This is a genomic window from uncultured Alsobacter sp. (genome assembly GCF_945952055.1).
Classification (GTDB): domain Bacteria; phylum Pseudomonadota; class Alphaproteobacteria; order Rhizobiales; family Beijerinckiaceae; genus Alsobacter.
This window is the reverse complement of record NZ_CAMFHB010000028.1, coordinates 35,668-52,863: the sequence shown is the minus strand read 5'-3', so window position 1 is coordinate 52,863 and position 17,196 is coordinate 35,668. Positions and strand designations below refer to the sequence as shown.

Below are 17,196 nucleotides of genomic sequence, written 5' to 3'. Positions count from 1 at the left end.
AGCGTCCATGGCATCCTTCCGCTTCGTCCACACGGCCGACCTCCATCTCGACTCGCCCCTGAAGTCGCTCGCCTTGCGCGACCCCGACCTCGCGGCGGTCGTCGGCACCGCGACCCGCCAGGCCCTGGTGCGCATCGTGGACCTGTGCCTGGCCGAGCACGTCGATGCCCTGCTCGTCGCCGGCGATCTCTACGACGGCGACCAGACGTCCATGAAGACCGCGCTGTTCCTGGCCGAGCAGATCGCCAGGCTCGACGCGGCCGGGATCCGGACCTTCGTGATCCGCGGCAACCACGACAACCTGTCCCGGATCACGCGCGAGCTGGTGCTGCCCGAGAGCGTGACGGTCTTCGACGGACGCCCGCGGACGGTCACGTTGGCCCGTGGCGAGGGCGACGTGCCCGTCGCCGTCCACGGGCTCAGCTTCACCGACGCGCAGGCTCCCGAGAGCCTGCTGCCGCGCTACAAGGCACCCGTGCCGGGGGCCATCAACATCGGGCTGATGCACACCAGCCTCGGCGGCGCCCCGGGGCACGACCCCTACGCCCCCTGTGCGGTCGCCGATCTGGACGCCCATGGCTACGCCTACTGGGCGCTCGGCCACATCCACCGGCGCGCCGAGCACAGGGGCGCCGCCGCCATCGTGATGCCGGGCATGCCCCAGGGGCGTGACATCAACGAGGCCGGCCCCAAGACGGTCTCGCTCGTCGAGATCGGCGAGGACGGCACGATCGCGATCGAGGAGAGGGGCACGGCGGTGGCGCAGTTCGAGCGCCTGACCGTCGATGCCGGCGGGGCGTCGGACTGGCAGGACGTGGTTCGGGCCGCCCAGGAGGCGCTCGCCGCGCTGCGGGGGCGCGTGCGCGCCGACCATGCCGTCGTGCGCGTCACGCTGAACGGGGCGACGCCGCTCGCCTGGCGGATCCGGCGGGACGCCGACCTTCTCAAGACCGAGATGCAGCGCCAGGGCGCCCAGCTTGGCCGGCTCTGGATCGAGAGCCTCGATCTTCTGTGCACCCCGCCGCAGGCGGTCGCCGGCGAGGGCACGCCCGTCGGGGAGCTGCATGCGCTCCTGAACGACCGGATCCTGCCGTCCGAGGGCTTCGCCGAGGAGGCGCGGGTCACGATGGCCCAGCTGATGGCGCAGCTCCCGCCCGAGTGCCGCTCCGCCTTCGGCGATACCGCCGAGGAGCAGGCGAAGGTCGTGGCGAGGCTCGCGGCCGAGGGCGTGGAGGACGTCGTCGCCGCCCTCCAGGGCCATCCCGCGCCGGAGGCGACGCCATGAGGCTGCGTCGGCTCGACCTCGTCCGCTACGGCAAGTTTACCGACCGCAGCCTCGACTTCGGCCGCAGGCCGGAGAGGGGTCCGGACCTCCATCTCGTCTACGGCCCCAACGAGGCCGGCAAGTCGACGACCATCTCGGCCTGGCTCGACCTGCTCTACGGCATCGAGACGCGCAGCGCGTTCAACTTCCTCCACGACTATCCGACGATGCTGGTCGGCGCGGCGGTGGAGATGGATGGCGGCGTGCGCGAACTGCGCCGCGTGAAGAAGAACAGCGGCAGCCTGCGCGACGAGCACGACGCGCCGCTGCCGGAGGCCGCCGTGCTCGGGCCCCTGGGCGGCATCGACCGGACCGCCTACTGCACCATGTTCTCGCTCGACGACGACACGCTGGAGAAGGGCGGCAACGCCATTCTCGCCAGCAAGGGCGAACTCGGGCAGCTGCTGTTTTCGGCGAGCGCCGGCCTGGCCGACATGAGCGCCCAGCTCGAGGCCGTCGGCGAGAGGGCCGAGCTGTTCTACCGGGCGAACGGCCGCAACACCGAACTCGCGCAGCTCAAGGCCGAGCTGCAGCGCCTGCGCCAGGAACGGGACGCCATCGACATGGCGGCGGCCCGCTATGCCGGGTTGGTGAAGGAGCGTGACAAGGCGCGCGAGGCCTACGAGGAGGCGCAGCGCCTGCGCGACGCCGTGCAGGGCGAACTGCTCAAGGACCAGAAGCTGCTCGCGGCGCTGCCGCAGTGGCTCGCCTGCCGCCGCAAGCAGGCCGAACTCGATGCCCGCCCCCGGGCCATGGCCTTCCCGGAGGCCTGGACCGCCCTGTTGCCGGGCTTGCAGAAGGACGAGCCCGCGCTCGCCGCGGAGAAGGCGGCGCTCGACACCGCCATCGCCGGGCTGGCCGAAGACCTGGACCGCCTCGACGAAGACGTCGGGCTCATCGCGCTTTCCTCACGGGTCGCGGACGCCAAGATCTGGCGCGGGCGCTTCGTGACGGCGGTGGACGACCTGCCGGGCCGCCGGCAGGCCCTGCAGGGCGCCTCGGCCACGGTGACCGATCTGCTGGCGAGCCTGGGTTGCCAGGGTCGCGATCCCGCCGAACTGCGGCTCGACGGCGTCACCGTCGGGACCCTGCGACGGCTGGTGGAAAGCCATTCCGGCATCCTGGCGCGCCGCGAGGAAGCCGAGCGTGAGCACGCCGAGGAGCGGGACCGCCTCGCCGCACTCGCCGCCGGCAAGACGGCCGCGCAGGACGAGCCCACCGCGCCCCCGGAGGCCTGGACGGTCCTGGAGGCCAGCCTCGAGAGCGTCGAGGCCAGCGATCACGAGACGCGCCTCCGGCTGGCCGCGGGCGCCCGCGACGAGGCGGCACAGCGCCTGCCCACCCTGCTCGCCGCCACCGCGCCCTGGCGCGGGGACTGGCCGGCCCTGGCCGCCCTGGCGATGCCCGACGCGTCCCGGATCGACGCGCTGCGCCGGGAGGCCGGCGAGGCGGAGCGGGGCGTGCTGGATGCGCGCAAGACCGTTCGGCGGCTCACGGCCGAGCGGGACGCCCTGATCGCGCGTATCGAGGCGACCGGGCGCGCCGACGGTCTCCTGACCGATGCGGAGATCGGGGCCCTGCGGACGGAGCGCGAACGCGCCTGGGCCGCCCATCGCGCGGCGCTCGACGGGACCACCGCGGCGGTCTTCGAAGACCTGCTGCGCCGTGACGACCTGGCGCGCGACAACCGCGTCGCCCATGCCGACCGCATCGGCGGTTTGCGCCAGCTGGTGGCCGACGAGGCGCAGAAGGCCGCGGACCTCAGGGCAGCCGAGGCCGCACTCGCCCGCGCCGAAGACGAAGCTCGCAAGAGCCGGGGCGCGCTCGCGGCCTGCCTGGCGGGGCTCGGCCTGCCGGACGATCTCGGGGTGGACGCACTGGCCGGTTTTGCCGACGCGCGTCGGCGTGGCTTGGAAGCCTGGGACACGATGCGCCGTCACGAGGCAGAGGCGGCGCGCGCCGCGGCCGAGGCCGCGGCTCTGCGGACGGACCTCGCCCAGGCGCTTTCCCTGTGCGGCATCCGGATCGACGGCGACCTGTCGCTCGCGACCCTGCAGCGCATGGCCAAGGCCAGGCTTGAGGCGCGATCGCAGGCGCTCGACGCGCAGGGGCGTTACGACGCCCAGGCCGCGCAGGTGGAGCGGCGCGCAAAGGCGCTCGAGCAGGCGACCAAGGCCGAGACGGACTGGCGCGGCGGCTGGGCGCAGGTGTGCGCGACGTGCTGGTTCGGTGTGGCCGGCAGGGCCGTGGAGCCGTCGGCCACGGGTGACCTTCTCACCGCCCTGGCGAAGCTCGACGAGGCGGTGCGCGACCGCGATGGCCTCGCCCATCGCATCGCGGCGATGGAAGAAGACCAGCGCATCTTCCGCGCCCAGGTGGCGGCGCTCTTGGCCGACGCTGGAGACGCCGGGGAGCCGCAGGATCCCGTCGCAGCCTTTGACGCGCTCGACCAGCGCATCGGTGTCGCCGTCGAGGGGGCGAGCCGGCGCAAGGCGAAGCAGGAGGAGTTCGACCGCCTCCGGCAGAAGCGCGAGGCGCTCGAACTGCGCCTGCGCCGCCATGCCGAGGCCGTGGGGCCCGTGCTGGAGCATTTCGGCGTCGAGACGCTCGCCGCCGCCGCGGCCGCGATCGGCGAAGCCCAGTCGGTGGCCCGCGAGGCGCGCGACCTCGCCACGCGGCAGGGCAGCCTGCTCGCCGGGTTGGGCGCGATGACCATGGAGGAGGCCGACCTGCTGCTCGGCGGGCTCGACCCCACCGCGCTTGAGCTCGCCGTCTCGACCAGGTCCGCCGACCTCGCGGTGCGCAACGGGACCTGCGAGGATCTGGCCGTTCGCTACCGCTCGGCGGAGGCCGCCGTGAAGGAGGTCGGTGCCGACGAGAGCGCCGCGCGGCTCGAGGAGGCCCGCCAGTCCGTGCTGGCGGCCATCCGCGACGGCGCCGAGCGCTGGCTGCGCCTGAGCCTCGGGACCGCCGCGGCGCGGCGTGCCCTCGCCATCTACCGCGAGCGCCACCGCGGCTCGATGCTCGACAAGGCCTCCGAGGCCTTCGCCATGATCAGCCGCAACGCCTATCGCGGCCTGACCACGCAACCCGACGGCAGCGAGGAGGTGCTCATCGCCGTGGATGCGGAGGGTCGATCGAAGCAGGCGCCCGCGCTCTCCAAGGGAACCCGCTTCCAGCTCTACCTCGCGCTGCGCGTGGCCGGCTACCACGAGTTCGCCCGGGCTCGCACGCCCGTGCCCTTCATCGCCGACGACATCATGGAGACCTTCGACGACTTCCGCGCCGAGGAAACCTTCCGCCTGTTCGCCGGCATGGCCGAAAAGGGCCAGGTGATCTACTTCACCCACCACAGGCATCTGGTGGACATCGCCAGGGCGGTATGCCCGGACGTGCGGGTGCACGAGCTTTGAGCGGCACGGTGACGCGCCGTTTCGAAAGACCGGGTCGCGTCCGGTTCAGCTCGGGTGATACGAATTGCTGGTCCAGCTTGCTCCTCGCTCTCCGCGTCCTGGCCGGGCTTGGCCCGGCCATCCACGACTTCAGGACGGCCCCGGCAAAGTCGTGGATGCCCGGGCCAAGCCCGGGCAGGACGGTTGAGAGTTGGTCGCATGCGACACGCGATCGCGAATGGCCTCAAGGCAGCACCCCGAAGTCGCTGCGGCGATACCCCTCGACCAGTTTCCGCAAGGCCTTGGGCTTCACCACCTCCACCGCGTCCCCCCAGGCATAGAGGTGCCAGGCCATCTCCAGGTGGCCGGAGGCGAAGAAGCGCACCGTGAGGGAGCCGTCGGGCTCGTCCTGCGTCGTCTGGTCGGGGTGGAACAGATAGCCGCGCGCCTGGGCCGCGGCGCGAGGCGCGAAGCGCCAGACGACTTCGCCGTACTCGGTTTCGCTCTGGTAAAGGCCGAAGGCGCGGTTGGCGAAGGCCTGGAGATCGAAGTCCTCGGGCCGGGCGAAGGGCCGTTCGGTGAGGATCGCGTTCGACACGGCATCGAGCCTGTAGGTCCGCACGGTCCCCTCGGGCGTGTCCTCCGGCCGCGCCACGAGGTACCGGCGCGCTCCCGTCAGCAGTCCGAGCGGCATGACCGCGCGCCGCCGGGGCTTTGCGTCGCTGCGCGACTGGTAGTCGATCTCGACGACGAGGCAGGCCTTGATGGCCTCCGCGACGGCCTGGGCGACGGCCTCGTCGACGCGCGGGCGGGGGCCGGGGCGAGCGGCGAAGCCCTGGGCCTCGAGCAGCGCGTCATGGTCCGTTTCGAGCCGGCTCGCTTTCGCCGACGGCACGAGGGCCAGCATCTTCTCCCGCAGGCGCCCCAGCAGCCGGGCCTCCCGCAACTGACCGTCGCGGTCGAGTTGGGCCACGGCGAGATCGAGGGCCGCGAGTTCGTCGGCGGCCAGCGACAGCAGCTCACGAAGAGGTCCGCTGCGCATTGTCCAGCGTTTACAGCCCTCTTCGTCAAAAAAAGTGTCGATGTCCGGGAACCGGAGCTCGACGTTGCGCATCATGCGTTGTGCAGTTCGACGCGAGCAGCCGAAGCGCTCCTCGCAGTCGGCCAGCGTGATGCCGGCCCGACGGGCCCGGATCATGGTGGCGAGTTCGAGGAGCTGGTCGGCCTTGGCGAAGGACATGCGGGCTGTATCGGTACGGGCATGACAGGATCTGACACCCCGCAACCTTAGACCATCCTCACACCGCTTGTGGAGGGACCGATGAGACAGAACCGCACCCACGCCGCCAATGGCCTCGAGCGCCTGGACCGCTTCATCGGCGACGCCTTGATCGGCGCCATGCTGCTGCTGGGCTTCGTCTTCTGCGTCGCCGCAGCCCGCGCCGACGACGAGCTCGCGCCGCCGCCGCCCGTGGCGGTCATCGCGGCGGCGAAGCCCGCCTGATGCGCTGGACCGCCACGTCGAGCGCCGACAGGAAAGCCGAGCGGTCGCGGGGCGAGAAGGGTGGGGGGCCGGAGGTCTGGGCTCCCGCCGACCGGAGGTCCGTCATCAGGTTGCGCGTCGCGAGCGCCATGCCGATGGCATCTTCCGTGAAAGCGCGGCCGTTGGGCGCCAGCACGCTCGCCCCGGCCTTCACGCAACGGTCGGCCAGCGGCACGTCCGCGGTGACGACGACCGTGCCCGGCCGGGCGTTGGCGGCGATCCAATCATCCGCCACGTCGGGTCCCGCCGGCACCATGACCCGCACGATGGCGGGATCCTGCGGCAACTGCATCCAGGCATTGGCGACCACATAGGTCACGAGCCCGTAGCGGGCCGCGACCTTGTAGACCTCGTTCTTCACCGGACAGGCATCGGCATCGACGAAGACGACGATGCCTTCGGCAACGACGATCTCGGGGAACCCGGCGCTCACGCGGCCGGAGCCTGCACGGCGGCCGACGCGCCCAGCGCCTTGTTCACCGCCGGAGCGACCACGGTCGCGAGCAACTCCATCGAGCGCAGGTGCGCCTTGCGGGGCAGCGGCCCCAGGCTCATCTGCATCAGGAACCGGTCGTGCCGGAAATGCTCGTGGTGGGCCAGGATCTTGTCGATCACCTGCTGCGGGCTGCCGACCAGCAGATGGCCGCGCGGCGACATGCCGGCCTCGTACTGGCCCCGCGTCAGCGGCGGCCAGCCGCGTTCGCGCCCGATGCGGCTCATCGTGTCCTGGTAGGGCGGCCAGAAGATGTCGGCGGCCTCCTGCGAGGTGTCGGCGATGAAGCCGTGCGCGTTGATGCCCACCTTCAGCACCTCCGCCGGCTGCCCGCCCCGCTGGCCGGCCTCGCGGTAGAGATCGATCAGCGGCGCGTAGCGCGCCGGTTCGCCGCCGATGATGGCGAGCGCCAGCGGCAGGCCGAGCACGCCGGCCCGCACGACCGACTGCGGCGTGCCGCCGACCGCGATCCACAGCGGGATCTCCCGCTCGGGTCTCGGATAGACGCCGCGGTCGTCGATGGCGGCGCGGTGCCCGCCCTCCCACGTCACCCGCTCGCTCTGGCGAAGCCGCAGCAGCAGCTCGAGGTTCTCCGTGAACAGCGTGTCGTAGTCGTCGAGGCGCTGCCCGAACAGCGGGAAGGATTCGATGAAGGATCCGCGGCCGGCCATGATCTCGGCGCGCCCACCAGACAGCAGGTCCAGCGTGGCGAACTGCTGGAAGGTGCGGACCGGGTCCTCGGAGCTCAGCACCGTCACCGCGCTGGTGAGCCTGATGCGTTTCGTCCGTTCGGCGGCGGCGGCCAGCACGACGGGCGGCGCGGAGACGGCGTAGTCCGGCCGGTGGTGCTCGCCGACGCCGAAGACGTCGAGCCCGAGGTCGTCGGCGAAGGCGATCTCGTCGATGAGCTCGCGCAGGCGCTGGCCGGGTGTGACGCGCACGCCGGTCAGCGGATCGACCGTCGTCTCGCCGAAGGTGTAGATGCCGAATTCCATCGCGGTGACTCCGAAGCTGGCCAAGGCGAATAGCAGCAAACGGCCGTTTCGTCCTCCTCACGGCTGCATGCCCGTCCTTGCAGGACGGCACGCCCGCGCTTGACGCGGGCCGTTCGAACCGCCAGATGCGGGGTCTGCCCCCGCGCGGACTGGAGCCCCCGATGACCGTGCACGTGCCCTTCGACAACAGCTATGCCCGGTTGCCGGAAGCGTTCTACCGGCGCGTCCTGCCCACGCCCGTGGCCATGCCCCAGCTCATCAAGGTGAACGAGGGGCTCGCCCGCACGCTGGGCATCGATCCTTCCGCCCTGGCGACGCCGGAGGGCGTCGAGGTGCTGGCGGGCCTGCGCATCGCGCAGGGCGCCGAGCCGCTGGCCATGGCCTATGCGGGCCACCAGTTCGGCCAGTTCGTGCCGCAGCTCGGCGACGGCCGGGCGATCCTGCTGGGCGAGGTCGTCGACAGGGACGGCAACCGGCGCGACATCCAGCTCAAGGGCAGCGGCCCCACCCCGTTCTCCCGCCGCGGCGACGGGCGCGCCGCGATGGGCCCGGTGCTGCGCGAGTACCTCGTCAGCGAGGCCATGGCGGCACTGGGCGTCCCCACCACGCGGGCGCTCGCGGCGGTCTCGACCGGCGAGCCGGTCTATCGTGAGACGGCGCTGCCGGGCGCCGTATTGACACGCGTGGCCTCGAGCCACATCCGCGTCGGCACGTTCCAGTTCTTTGCCGCGCGCGGGGACACCGACAGCACCCGCCTGCTCGTCGACCACGTGCTGGAGCGCCACTACCCCGCCCTGCGGGGCGCCGCCAACCCCGCCATCGCTCTCCTGGAGGGCGTCATCGCCCGCCAGGCGGCGCTCGTGGCGCAGTGGCTCGGCATCGGCTTCATCCACGGAGTCATGAACACCGACAACATGTCGGTCGCCGGCGAGACCATCGACTACGGCCCCTGCGCCTTCATGGACGCGTACGACCCCAAGACCGTGTTCAGCTCCATCGACCAGTTCGGCCGCTACGCCTACGCCAACCAGCCGGCGATCGCGCAGTGGAACCTCGCCCGCCTCGCCGAGTGCCTGCTGCCGCTGTTCTCCGACAACGAGGACGAGGCGGTCGAGATCGCCAAGGCCGTGCTGGCGGGCTTCGCCGGCCAGTTCAACGACGCCTATGTCGCCGTCCTGCGCCGAAAGCTCGGCTTGGTGGAGGCGCGCGAGGATGACCTGGCGCTGGCCCAGGACCTGCTCGACCGCATGACGGCCAACACCGCCGACCTGACGCTGGTCTTCCGCAAGCTCTGCGATGCGGCGCTGGGGCCGGAGCACGACGGCCCGGTGCGCGGTCTCTTTATCGACCCCACCGCCTTCGATGCATGGGCCACGACCTGGCGCGCCCGGCTCGCCGCCGAGGGCGGCGATGCCTCCGCCCGCCGCGAGGCGATGCGCGCGGCGAGCCCGGCGATCATTCCTCGCAACCACCGGGTCGAGGCCATGATCGAGGCCGCCGTGGAGCGCCAGGACTACGCCCCCTTCGAGGAGATGCTGGAGGCCGTGACGCGCCCCTACGACGACCGCCCTGCCTTTGCCCAATACGAGGAACCGCCCCCGGCCGACCAGCGCGTCTACCGCACGTTCTGCGGGACTTGAGCGGTTCCAGCGGTCGATGCACGCAGGATTGCCACCGTTCTCAAGGTGGCAATCCCTCCGCGCGTCATGCCCGGGCTTGGCCCGGGCACCCACGACTAGAGCTCTCAACCGCTCCAAAGTCGTGGATGGCCGGGCCGAGCCCGGCCAGGACGGCAGAGAGATGTGTGCTGGTCCTCCCCAAGACTTGGGTGCTCACACCGTCGCCGCGAACCGGTTCAGGTCGTCGGCCAACCGCCGCGCCAGCTGCTGGGCCGGCGGGCTGAGCGCCCGGGTCGCGGGCACCAGCAGGCCGATGCGCAGCTTGTTGATGCCGGGCGACACGAAGGGGCGCCAGGCGAGTTCGCCGGTCTCGATGTCGTGCAGGAAGCCGAGCCGCGTGAAGAAGGCGATGCCCATGTTGAGCATGACGCAGAGCTTCAGCATCTGGATGGAGTTGGACTCCAGCCGCGGCCGGATCGAGGCGCGGAAGGCGGCGAACTCGGGGTCGGCATCGGCGGCGCGGGGCAGGGGACCCGGCTGGGTGAAGATGGGGAAGCGCGCGACGTCCTCGAAGGAGAGCGCGAGGCGGGAGGCCAGCGGATGGTCGGCGCGCATGATGACGCCGATCGGAGCGCTGACCTCGGCGAGGAAGCGCACGCCCGCCGCCGGCTGCGGGGGCACGAAGGTGAAGGCGAAGTCGGCGTCTCCGTCGCTCACCATGCGCGGGATGTCGGCCGGCTGGTGGGCGGTGACGGTGTAGTTCACCGCCGGGAAATCGACCCGGAAGCGGTCCAGCGCGCGGGGCAGGAAGTCGACCAGCAGCGAGTCGAGCGCGGCGATCCCCACATGTCCGGAGCGCGCCTCCTTCAGGTCGTCGATGGCCGCGCGGATGCGGTCGAACTCGTGCAGGGTGTCGTTGACGTGGGCGAGCAGCATTTCGCCCGCCACCGTCAGGCGCATGCCGCCGGGCAGCCGGTCGAAGAGCGGCGTGCCGAGCTCGTCCTCGAGCTTCAGGATCTGCCGGTTGAGCGCGCTCGCCGCGACATTCAGCACGCCGGAGGCGCGACGGATCGAGCCGGATCGCGCGACCTCGCGGAAGTAGGACAGGGCGGCCGCGTGCACGGGGTCAGGCTGCGGGATCGCGGGCCGGCCAGGCCGCGACGACCGGATGGTCCTTGTCGGTCGTGTAGCGCTTGTCGGCCCCGCCGGGCCGGCCCCAGCCGGTGACCTCCGGCCCGAAGAACTCGACGTTCACGGCCAGCCACTGAGACAGCTCAGGGGGCAGCTCGTCGTCGGCCCGGATGGCATCGACCGGGCAGACGGTCTCGCACAGCCCGCAGTCGATGCACTCCTCCGGCTGGATGTAGAGCGTGCGCCCGCCCTCGTAGATGCAGTCGACCGGGCAGGCGGCCACGCAGGCCTTGTCCTTCACGTCGATGCAGGCATCCGTGATGACGAACGGCATGGGTTCAGCCTGCCCTGTGCGTCTGGCGAAGCTCAGCGCAGGCTGAGTTCTTTCGTGTGCGCATACTTGGTTCGAAAAACCGGTTCCCACTTTTTCGCAGCATGCGCTAGCGCCCTCGCCAGACCGGCTTGCGCTTCTCGACGAACGCCTTGACGCCCTCCTGCGAGTCCTCGGAATTCAAAGCCTCGACGAGCGCCGGAAGCTTCTGCGCCTGGGCCTCGGCGGCCGACAACTGGGCGGTCCGACGAACGACCTGCTTGATGGCCCGGATTGAGAGCGGCGCGCAGGCGAGAATGTCCGCAAGCCAGCGCTCGACCGCGGCGTCGAGATCGGCCCGCGGCACGACCTCGTTGACGAAGCCCATCCGGTAGCCTTCGGCCGCCGGGATGCGGCGCCCGGTCAGCATCACGCCCATGGCCTGCCGGAACGGGATCTGCCGCTGCAGCAGCACCATGCCGCCGTCGAGCGGCATGCGGCCCACCCGCGCCTCCGGGAGGGCGAACCCCGCCTCCTCGGCCGCGACCACGATGTCGCAACCCAGCACCATCTCGAAGCCGCCGCCCATGGCGTGGCCGTTGACCCGGGCGATGACGGGGACGTCCAGCGTCTCGCGCAGCGCGATGCCGCCGAAGCCGCCGGGCCGCGGCATGGCCCAGTACTGCAGGCCCGACGCACCGCTGCCGCCCTTCATGTCGGCGCCGGCGCAGAAGGCCCGGTCGCCAGTTCCCGTGAGCACCACGGCGCGCACCGAGCGGTCGGCCTCGATCCGGGCCCAGATGTCCTGGAGCTCCTTCTCGCTCGCCGCGTCGATGGCGTTGAGCACCTCGGGCCGGTCGATCGTGACCCGCGCGACGTGGTCGGCGACGGTGAAATGGATCGGCATCAGGCGACCTTCTCGGCCGGCGCCAGCCCGATCTCGGCCAGCACGGCGTCCGTATGCGCGCCGAGTTCGGCCGGCGGGATGCGGATGGTGACGGGGGCGTCGTCCATGTGCACGGGCGAGCCCACCACGCGCACCGTTTCGATGCTGTTGCGCGTCTCCAGGATCATGCCGTTGATGCGCGTCTGCTCGTCGGCGAGCGCCTCGGTGAGCGTGCGCACGGGCGCGCAGAGCAGGTCCTGCTCCTCGAGCTTCGCCAGCCAGTGGGCCGTGGTGTTGGTGGCGAAGCGCTCGCGGAAGATCGCCTGCAGCGCCCGCTTGTTCTCCACCTGCAGGGCATGGCCCTGGAAGCGCGGGTCCTCGTGCACGGTGGGCAGGCCCAGCGCCGTGCCGATGTCCTTCAGCGGGTGGGCCTTGAAGGCGCCGACCATCACGAGTGCGCCGTCCGTGGTGCGGAACACGCCGGTGAGCGGCATGGCGCCCCAGTTCACTTCCTTGCCGCGCATCATCGCCGCGGCCGCTTCCTGGGTCTGGGCCGCCAGCATCGAGTCGAGCAGCGACACGCTGATGCGCTGCCCACGCCCGGTCTTGTGCCGCTGCAGCAGGGCCAGCAGCACGCCCTGGACGAGGTGCATGCCGGCCGAATAGTCGGCGAAGGTCGTCGAGTAGATCGACAGCGGATCGTCCTCGTTGGACTTCCTCGCCATCACGCCGGACATGGCCTGCGCCAGCACGTCCTGCCCGCCCTTGTGGGCATAGGGGCCGACGAGGCCGTAGCCGGTGCCCACCGCGTAGATGAGGCGCGGATTCACCTTGCGCAGGTCCTCCCAGCCGAAGCCCATGCGCTCCATCACCCCGGCGCGGAAGTTGTTCACCACCACGTCGGCGCTCTCGATGAGCCGCAGCACCGCGTCCTTGGCCTCCTGCTTGCGCAGGTCGAGCACGATGGAACGCTTATTGCGGTTGAGCGAGCAGAACACCGGGCCGGTGAGCCCGGCCGGGTCGTTGGGGAAGGAGGTGCGCGACAAGTCACCCGTCGGCGGGCGCTCGACCTTGATCACGTCGGCGCCGAAGTCGGCCAGCATCTGCGTGGCGACGGGGCCCATCATCACCTGGGTGAAGTCGACGATCTTGATCCCGGCAAGCGGGAGCTCCGTGGCGGCGGTCACGCGGCATTCTCCGTGAGCTTGGCATTGGCGGACGGGCGATCGCCCGGATCGCCGCCCTGCGCCCTGACCTTGGCGCGGATGGCGGACACGTCGACACGGCGCGGCGAGATGCCGCCCGAGGCCGCCAGCGCGGCGGCGACGCCGGCCGACTGGCCCATGGACATGCAGGGCGGGATCTCTCGCGACATCTTCTGCGCGCTCTCCGTCGCCGAGTAGTGGCGGCCGGCGACGATGAGCCGGTCGACCTCCTTGGGCAGCATGGAGCGGTAGGGCGTGTAGTAGTCGCGCCCGCGCGCCACCGTGTCGTGGAACCACACGCGGTCGTTCACGTCGTCCTTGGTCACCACGTACTCGCCCTCGAGCAGCCGCGTCGTGCGCACGCCGAGCTGCGGCGCCACGTCGACGACGAAGGCCTTTTCGAATCCCGGCATGTTGGCGCGCACGAAGTCGAGCAGCGCGTAGAGGCGCTTGCGACCCTCGAAGTCGGCGCGCGTCAGGTCCTCGACCTTCAGCGCGTCGAAGCCGGTCATGTGCGGGCAGTTGCACCAGACGATCCCGGGCAGGGGCGTCTTCAGCCACCAGAAGTCCCAGGAGCCGCCCATCACGCGCTTCGCCTGGCGGTCGACCTTGGCGTAGGTCTCCGGGTCCTCCTCGCGGAAGCGCTCGGCCGCCTCGGTATCGACGCCGCCGAGCCTGAAGACGGTGGTGACGATATACTTGCCCTCGTTGAACTTCGCGCCGGCCGCCGCCGCGACGTCGAGGTCGCCGGTCGTGTCGATGACGACCTCGCCCATGATCGCCTCGCGGCCCGCCTTGGTCTCGCAGATGACGCCGCGGATCCGGCCGTCGCGCACGATGGCCTTCGAGAACCAGGAGTGCAGGCGCACGTCGACGCCGGCCTCGGCCACCATCTCGTTCGACACGCGCTTCCAGCCATCGGGATCGAAGGCCGCGGCCATCACGATCGGCTGCGGCTTGGTCTGCGCGCGGAAGTCGAAGGCGCCCCAGCGGGCCCATTTCTTGTAGACGTCCCAGCCCTGGCGGCGGTCCTCGGGCGGCGGGAACACCGCCGCGCCGACCTTGGCCATGCGCTCGATCATCTCCATGCACACGCCGGTGACGGTCACCTCGTCGCCGTTGTGCATGTCGTCGAGCACCAGCACCATGCCGCCGGACGCGAGGCCGCCGAGATAGGGATAGCGCTCGACGAGGGTGACGCTGGCGCCCTCGCGGCGGGCAGCCATGGCGGCGGCGAAGCCGGCGGGCCCGCCGCCCACCACCACCACGTCGCTGCGCGCGACGATGCGGGCGGTGCCTTCGCTCTCCTCGATCCGGTCGATGGCGGTCATGGACGTCTCCTTGCGGGGAACGGATTGATGCGGGCGCTCAGTGCCCCACGGGGGCCTGCCAGCGCACCACGAGGCGTTCGGCGAGCGTGATGGTCAGGAAGAAGACCATCGAGAAGCATGAGCCGACGATGACGGTGGCGTAGAGCAGGGCGGAATCGAAGGCGTAGGTCGCCTGGATGATCAGAGCGCCGATGCCGGACGTGGTGCCGATCCATTCGCCGACGATGGCGCCGATGACGGACGTCGAGGCCGAGATCTTCAGCGCCGAGAACAGGTACGGCAGGGAGTTGTAGAGCCGCAGCTTGAAGAACACCTCGGACTTGGAGGCCGAGAGTACCCGCATCAGCTCCATGGCCTGCGGGTTCACCGACTCCAGGCCCCGCACCATGTTCACCAGCGTGGGGAAGAAGCAGATCAGCGCCGCGATGGCGATCTTCGGCTCCATGCCGTTGCCGAGCAGCAGCACGAGGATCGGCGCCTTTGCCACGACCGGGATCGTGTTGATGATCACGACCAGCGGGAAGAACGCCTCTTCCATCGTCTTCTTGTGGACGAAGACGGTGGCGATGACGATCGCCGCGACGTTGCCCAGCAGGAAGCCCGAGACCGCCTCGATCATCGTCGGCAACAGGTTGGTCATGAGCAGACCGAACTTGTTGTAGAGCGTCGTGATGACGAGCACCGGCGAGGGCGCGATGAAGGGCGGCACCTTGAGCAGGTAGACGAGCGCGGCCCACAAGAGCAGCGCCGAGCCGATGCCGGCGACCGGCAGGAGCCGGCGGCGCCACATCTCGCGGCGCTTGCGCAGCCGGTACTCGGCTTCCGCCGTGGCGGCGTCGGGCAGGAGCGTGACGTCGGTCGTCGCGGTCATGATCCCCTCCCCAGCGAGTCGCGCAGCCGCGAGGCGATGCGCACGAAGGCCTCGGTCTCGCGGATCTTGAGGTCGCGGTCCTTCGGCAGGTCGATGTCCACGAGGTCGGCGACGCGCCCCGGATTGGCGGCGAGCACCAGCACCTGCTCGCCCAGGAACATGGCCTCGTAGACCGAGTGGGTGACGAAGAGAATGGTGGTCCCCGTCTCGGCCCAGATGCGTCGCAGCTCCTCGTTGAGCCGGTCGCGCGTGATCTCGTCGAGCGCGCCGAAGGGCTCGTCCATCAGCAGCAGCCGCGGCCCGCCGAGCAGCGCCCGGGCGATCGACACGCGCTGGCGCATGCCGCCGGACAGTTCATGCGGGAAGCTGTTCTCCCAGCCGGCGAGGCCGACGAGGGCGAGCAGTTCCTTCGGGGTCGGCGCGCCCTTGGGCAGGCCCTTGGTGCCGCCGACTTCGAGGGGAAGTTCGACGTTCTGCAGGGCCGTGCGCCAGGGCAGCAGCGCCGCGTCCTGGAAGACGAAGCCCAGCGAGCGCTTGGCGCGGGCCTGCTCCGGCGTCATGCCGAAGACGGACATCGATCCGCCGGTCGGCGCGATGAGGTCGGCGACGACGCGCAGCAGCGTGGACTTGCCGCATCCCGATGGGCCGAGGAGGCTGAGGAAGCCTCCCTGACCCACCGCGAACGAGACGTTTTCCAGCGCCGTGACGGTGCGCCGGTCCGTGACGAAACGGACCGTGACGTTGCGGCAATCGACCGCTGCGGGACCGGCGGCCGGAGCCACTGCCCCCGCGACCGCCCTCCCTGCTCCGGTGGCCGCCGCAGCGGCGTGGCCCGTTGCGAGCGCCATGGCTCAGCCGATCTTCGGGCGGCCGTCGGCCGTCATCTTGAGGATGTCCATGGTCATGACCTCCTCGAGCTTCGGCGTGCGCTTCGAGAACTGGCCGAGCTTGGCGTAGAGGTCGATCTGGTCCTGCCACACGGCCGGGTCCATCGTGCCCCAGCCCTCGGCCGCGGTCTTGGGCGAGAAGGCGTACTGGAGCATGACGTCGAGGGCCTCGCGCTCGTCCTTGGCGACGAGGTTGGGGAACTCCTTCACCAGCATCTCGACCGCCTTGTCGCGGTTGGCGTGGGCGAAGGCCCAGCCCTTGCCGGTGGCCTTCACGAACTTGGCCAGCACGTCCTTCTTGGTCTTGATGGTCTCGGCGGTGGCGTAATAGGGCAGGGCGTAGAGCTTCACGCCGGTGTCCCAGAGCCGCAGGTCCACCCGATCGGGACCCAGCACGCCGAGCGCGGTGGTGTTGGTGAGCCAGCCGGTGACGACGTCGACCTGGCCGGTCATGAGCGGGGCCATGTCGGCGCCGATCGTCACGATCGTGACGGCGCTCTCGGGGATGTTGTTCTTGGCGAGCAGGGCGCGCAGCAGGATGACGCCCGTGGCCTGGATGCCGACCTTCTTGCCCACCATGTCCTTGGCTTCGCGCACCGGGTTCTTCTTCAGCGAGAAGAAGGTGTAGGGGTGCACCTGCGCGCCGGTGGCGAAGCACACGACCGGGATGTCCTGCGAGGCGGCGAGCATGAGCGAGGGGCTCGACGAGACCTGGCCCACCTCGAACCGGCCGGCCGCCACCACGGCGACGCCGTCGATGCTGGGGCCGCCCGCCTGGAACTTCAGGTCGATGCCCTCGGCGTCGTAGTAGCCCATCTGCTTGGCGCAGACCTCGCCGATCTGGTTGCCCGAGAGCAGCCAGCCGAGCTGGAGATTGACGGTGGGCTTGCCCTGCCCGAAGGCGGACACGCTGACGAAGGGTGCCGTCGCGGCGACCCCAGCTGTGGTCTTCAGGAAATTCCGACGGTCCATGACGCACCCCTCCTGCGTTGTTCTGCCCGCCGGAACGGCCGTCCGCGGGCTGCCGGAGTCGGAGTGAACCACCGCTGCCCTGTCTCGAAAAGCGTTTGTTTTCGGCAGATGCGTACGAAAAAAGCGCACACGCTCAGGGGAGGGGCAAAACGAGGCGGGAATGCCCGTTGCAGGGGCAGATTGGGAGTGAGGTGTTGGGAAGAGGAGCGGATTGGGCACCAAATCGGGCGACGAGTT

At 70.7% G+C, this 17,196-nt stretch carries 15 protein-coding genes; 4 read left to right on the top strand and 11 right to left on the bottom strand.

What is annotated here, in order from left to right:
* Positions 1–7: 7 nt before the first annotated feature.
* Both Q0Q47_RS19540 and Q0Q47_RS19535 read left to right on the top strand, forming a co-directional pair.
* Positions 8–1,285, top strand: a complete 1,278-nt coding sequence (locus tag Q0Q47_RS19540) for a DNA repair exonuclease (RefSeq protein WP_293863455.1) — start codon at positions 8–10, stop codon at positions 1,283–1,285.
* Positions 1,282–4,737 carry an AAA family ATPase gene (locus Q0Q47_RS19535; protein WP_293863453.1) on the top strand — a complete coding sequence of 1,152 codons (3,456 nt, stop codon included), beginning with the start codon at positions 1,282–1,284 and terminating at the stop codon, positions 4,735–4,737. The genes Q0Q47_RS19540 and Q0Q47_RS19535 overlap by 4 nt, the downstream gene beginning before the upstream one ends.
* A gap of 223 nt (positions 4,738–4,960) precedes the next feature.
* Here the strand turns inward: Q0Q47_RS19535 and Q0Q47_RS19530 are convergent, their stop codons facing one another.
* A complete protein-coding gene (locus Q0Q47_RS19530; protein WP_293863451.1) occupies positions 4,961–5,956 on the bottom strand; it encodes a WYL domain-containing protein in 996 nt (331 codons plus the stop codon).
* A gap of 81 nt (positions 5,957–6,037) precedes the next feature.
* Between Q0Q47_RS19530 and Q0Q47_RS19525 the strand changes: the two genes are divergently transcribed.
* Complete coding sequence (locus Q0Q47_RS19525; RefSeq protein ID WP_293863449.1) at positions 6,038–6,220, top strand: hypothetical protein; 183 nt, start codon at positions 6,038–6,040, stop codon at positions 6,218–6,220.
* Here the strand turns inward: Q0Q47_RS19525 and Q0Q47_RS19520 are convergent.
* Together Q0Q47_RS19520 and Q0Q47_RS19515 are read right to left on the bottom strand one after the other, a co-directional pair.
* Positions 6,195–6,692, bottom strand: coding sequence for a YaiI/YqxD family protein (locus tag Q0Q47_RS19520; RefSeq protein ID WP_293863447.1), 498 nt, complete (start codon positions 6,690–6,692; stop codon positions 6,195–6,197). The two genes, Q0Q47_RS19525 and Q0Q47_RS19520, sit on opposite strands and share 26 nt — an antisense overlap.
* Positions 6,689–7,747 (bottom strand): Atu2307/SP_0267 family LLM class monooxygenase, encoded by a 1,059-nt coding sequence (locus tag Q0Q47_RS19515; RefSeq protein ID WP_293863445.1) that lies wholly within the window; start codon positions 7,745–7,747, stop codon positions 6,689–6,691. Before Q0Q47_RS19515 ends, Q0Q47_RS19520 begins: the two co-directional genes overlap by 4 nt.
* 161 nt (positions 7,748–7,908) lie before the next feature.
* Here Q0Q47_RS19515 and Q0Q47_RS19510 point away from each other — a divergent pair, with 161 nt between their 5' ends.
* Positions 7,909–9,387 (top strand): YdiU family protein, encoded by a 1,479-nt coding sequence (locus tag Q0Q47_RS19510; RefSeq protein ID WP_293863443.1) that lies wholly within the window; start codon positions 7,909–7,911, stop codon positions 9,385–9,387.
* Between the two features lie 192 nt (positions 9,388–9,579).
* Here Q0Q47_RS19510 and Q0Q47_RS19505 read toward each other — a convergent pair whose 3' ends face one another.
* From Q0Q47_RS19505 to Q0Q47_RS19470, 8 genes are all read right to left on the bottom strand, one after another.
* Complete coding sequence (locus Q0Q47_RS19505) at positions 9,580–10,488, bottom strand: LysR family transcriptional regulator (protein ID WP_293863441.1); 909 nt, start codon at positions 10,486–10,488, stop codon at positions 9,580–9,582.
* A 4-nt stretch (positions 10,489–10,492) separates the two neighbouring features.
* Positions 10,493–10,831 carry a ferredoxin gene (gene fdxA, locus Q0Q47_RS19500; protein ID WP_293863439.1) on the bottom strand — a complete coding sequence of 113 codons (339 nt, stop codon included), beginning with the start codon at positions 10,829–10,831 and terminating at the stop codon, positions 10,493–10,495.
* 106 nt (positions 10,832–10,937) lie between these two features.
* Positions 10,938–11,714 carry an enoyl-CoA hydratase-related protein gene (locus tag Q0Q47_RS19495; protein ID WP_293863437.1) on the bottom strand — a complete coding sequence of 259 codons (777 nt, stop codon included), beginning with the start codon at positions 11,712–11,714 and terminating at the stop codon, positions 10,938–10,940.
* Entirely contained in the window at positions 11,714–12,880 is a 1,167-nt protein-coding gene (locus Q0Q47_RS19490; protein WP_293863435.1) for a CaiB/BaiF CoA-transferase family protein, read from the bottom strand. The genes Q0Q47_RS19495 and Q0Q47_RS19490 overlap by 1 nt, the downstream gene beginning before the upstream one ends.
* Positions 12,877–14,229: an FAD-dependent oxidoreductase gene (locus Q0Q47_RS19485; RefSeq protein ID WP_293863433.1), complete on the bottom strand. Its 1,353-nt coding sequence runs from the start codon at positions 14,227–14,229 to the stop codon at positions 12,877–12,879. The genes Q0Q47_RS19490 and Q0Q47_RS19485 overlap by 4 nt, the downstream gene beginning before the upstream one ends.
* 37 nt (positions 14,230–14,266) lie before the next feature.
* Positions 14,267–15,100, bottom strand: a complete 834-nt coding sequence (locus Q0Q47_RS19480) for an ABC transporter permease (protein WP_293863431.1) — start codon at positions 15,098–15,100, stop codon at positions 14,267–14,269.
* Positions 15,097–15,948, bottom strand: coding sequence for an ABC transporter ATP-binding protein (locus tag Q0Q47_RS19475; protein WP_293863429.1), 852 nt, complete (start codon positions 15,946–15,948; stop codon positions 15,097–15,099). The genes Q0Q47_RS19480 and Q0Q47_RS19475 overlap by 4 nt, the downstream gene beginning before the upstream one ends.
* 3 nt (positions 15,949–15,951) lie before the next feature.
* Entirely contained in the window at positions 15,952–16,959 is a 1,008-nt protein-coding gene (locus tag Q0Q47_RS19470) for an ABC transporter substrate-binding protein (protein WP_293863427.1), read from the bottom strand.
* Between the last annotated feature and the right edge of the window lie 237 nt (positions 16,960–17,196).